Origin of the sequence: Streptomyces sp. NPDC059900, assembly GCF_050270335.1 — a bacterium.
Classification (GTDB): domain Bacteria; phylum Actinomycetota; class Actinomycetes; order Streptomycetales; family Streptomycetaceae; genus Streptomyces.
The window spans coordinates 1-2,807 of the sequence record NZ_JBNNJZ010000818.1 but is presented as its reverse complement, the minus strand read 5'-3'; the positions used below and the strand labels follow the sequence as shown (position 1 = coordinate 2,807).

Annotated in this window: 2 protein-coding genes; one reads left to right on the top strand and one right to left on the bottom strand. The window is 71.0% G+C overall.

From position 1 onward, the window contains the following. Nucleotides 1-236: 236 nt before the first annotated feature. Nucleotides 237-665: a pyridoxamine 5'-phosphate oxidase family protein gene (locus tag ACQKIP_RS44405; RefSeq protein ID WP_365866540.1), complete on the top strand. Its 429-nt coding sequence runs from the start codon at nucleotides 237-239 to the stop codon at nucleotides 663-665. A 237-nt stretch (nucleotides 666-902) separates the two neighbouring features. On the opposite strand, the gene ACQKIP_RS44400 is transcribed toward ACQKIP_RS44405, so the two are convergent. After that, nucleotides 903-2,711 carry a serine/threonine-protein kinase gene (locus tag ACQKIP_RS44400; protein WP_365866538.1) on the bottom strand — a complete coding sequence of 603 codons (1,809 nt, stop codon included), beginning with the start codon at nucleotides 2,709-2,711 and terminating at the stop codon, nucleotides 903-905. Nucleotides 2,712-2,807: the final 96 nt, after the last annotated feature.

The window sequence follows — 2,807 nt, the reverse complement described above, 5'->3', positions numbered from 1 at the left end:
ACGCATCAGCCCCACCGTCGGCAGGACCTGCGGAGTTCTCAAGTCCGCATCTCTACACCACTACGTGGGACGCGACCGGGCGTGGCGTCGTACCTGCCCGACGATCCAGGGCAGGACCGCGTGCAGGACGGCAGTCGTGCTGTGGACAGATGCACCAGATGCAAACGGGCACAGCGGTGAAACCCGCCCTGCGGGCCGGTCGTTACAAGCAGGACAAGGGATGAGAGGAGACCGTCATGCCCGCATCGCAACCCGTAGGCGAGCTGGATGCCCGCTACAGCTCAGCGACCAACCCGCGCCCGGGGGCCGCGGCAGTCACGGCTGTCGAATGGGCCGAGGCCCGTCGACAGCTGGAGGAGGCGAAGAACCTCGCCCGGGACCCGCACTGCGCGCTCACCACTGGGCGCAATCACCTCGCAGAGGGGCTTGACCTCATCGTGGAGGGCATGGCGAAACGGGTCACGGACCCGGCGGTGCTGGATGAGGTTATCGCCGCGCACGAGGCGAAGTACGGGGACCACATGACCTCGCCGGAGGGCACGTTCTTCGGGATGGGGGAGGGGATGCGCAAGGGGAGCGTGGTGGCCTTCGCGGTGGCCCCGGACACGGCCTACGGCTTCGGCAGGGACGACGGGGTTTTCAGCCACACGCGCTGGACTTTCTGAGCCCTTGGAGATCTCCCGGCCGCGAGGGCGGACGGCACGCTGGGGGCCGCGAACCAGCGAGTCCGCCGTCGCGTTGGGCTGCGTGCGTCTCGTCGGGGGGAGGGCTTGGCGTCCACGGTCGTGGTCGTCCCCCCTGGCCGTGGCGTACAAGTTGGGAGAACACGGTGGGCAACGCCCTGGGGTGGGGCCGGGTGTGGTGGTGTCCGCGGAGTCCGGCACGGCCTGGCCGTGAGCAGTTCAGCGGCCGAACCACGGACGTCGGCGGCCGGGGGTGTTGCGCAAGGTGCGTCGTGCCTGGCGGGTGAAGCGCGAACGCAGGCTGTGGATGCGTTCGCTGAGGGGGTCGGTGTATCCGGAGTCGATGGGGGCGGTCCTGGCCACGGCATCGAGCATCTGCAGTGCACGCTCCGGGTCGCCGGCTTCGCCGACGCTGTGGGCGTGGGAAACGGCCGCCCCGGGCTCCAGGGCGGCCCTGGGCACGGTGTTCAGGCGCGGGAGCAGCGCATCGTAGAACCTTGCGGCGGCCTCGAAGTCCTTTTGGTGGTAGGCGTCTTCGGCGAGCAGCCGCAGTACGTCCCGGCGTGCCTGGTCGCGCTCGTCCAGGCCCTGGAGCAGGTCCGCGAGCAGCGGCTCGAGGAGGGCCCGGCGCCGGGCCGCCAGCGAATCGGTGACCGGATGCGAGGCGCGTATCGCAAATCCGCCGGTGAACTCGCGCAGCCGGGCGTGGGCGAGGTCGATCCGCCCGTGGAGGGTGACGGCGTCGTAGGGGCCCCGGATCCGCCCCGACTGCTCGACCAGGGCTTCGAGTTCCGCAAGCAGCGGCCGTGGGTTGGCTCTGCCCTGGTGCGCCAGGTATCCGAGATACGTCAGCCGGGCCTCGATGGTCCGTGGGTCCCCGGGTCCGAAGACCCGCAGCAGCTTGGCGTGGATCTGCTCCAGGGCCGGATCGTGCGGATCCGACGCGAATGTGTGCAGGGCCCGCCGCAGGCCCGCCTCGGCGGTGAGCGGGTCGTCGGGTCCCAGTTCGCGGGCCGCCTCGGGGATGAGCTCGTCGAGCAGGCCCAGGTACTCCCGGGAGTCGCCGTCGGCCGGCAGCGCCGTGATCTGGTCCAGCCGGCGGCGCAGCCGGGCCCGTACGGGGTCCACCCGGTGGTCGGGAACGGTGGGCGGGTGGGGAGCGGGGTCCGGGGCGGGGAGGACGGGGTGCGGGGCGCCGGGCGCTTGGACCGCGAGGCTTTCCAGTTGCCGGGCCACCGCGCGGGCGTCGGCCGGCCGCCTGGCGGGATCTTTTGCCAGCAGGTCCAGGACGAGCCGGTCGGCGGCCGGGGGCAGCTCCGGCCTGAAAGACCTCGGCGGCGGGGGCGTCATGCCCTGGTGCTGCCCCATCAGCTCGTACATGTCCTGGCCCGGGAACGGGGGCCGTCCCGTCCACAGTTCCATCAGCAGGCAGCCCAGGGCGTAGAGGTCCGAGCGCGCGTCGAGGGGGCCGCCCTGCCATCGCTCCGGTGCCATGTACGGCATGGAGCCGATGATCGCGTTCTGTCCGGTGAGCGCGGTGAGCGAGTCCTGGCGCTTGGCGATGCCGAAGTCCAGGACCTTCACGGTGGCCTGTGCGGTGACGACCACGTTGGCCGGTTTGATGTCGCGGTGCACGATCCCCGCATCGTGGGCAGCAGCCAGCGCCGCACAGATCTGCAGGGCCCAGCCGATGCTCACCTCGAAGGGCGGAAGACCGCGGGCGATGAGGCCGGCCAGGTCCGTGCCGGGCACCAGCTCCATCACCAGGTAGACCAACGGCGCACCGTCCCAGTCGACTTGGCCGAAGTCATGGACGGTGGCGATGTTGGGATGCGCGAGACTCCCGGCGAGTTCTGCTTCCCGTACGAAACGCAGCGCGGCCTGCGGGGTGTCCGGCCGCCCCGTCTTCACTGCGACGCTGCGGTTGATGCGGGTGTCGTGCGCCTGCCACACCGATCCGAACCCGCCTTGCCCCAGCAGCGAGTCGAGCCCGTACCGGCCGTCGAGAAGGTCCCCCACCCCAACCATGCCGCCTCCGCCCAGTCGGGGAACCCTGGCTGCATCGTGCCAGAATCCGCACGGCCACGAGACAAAACCGGCAGCGAAGTCCACGCCCGTACCGCT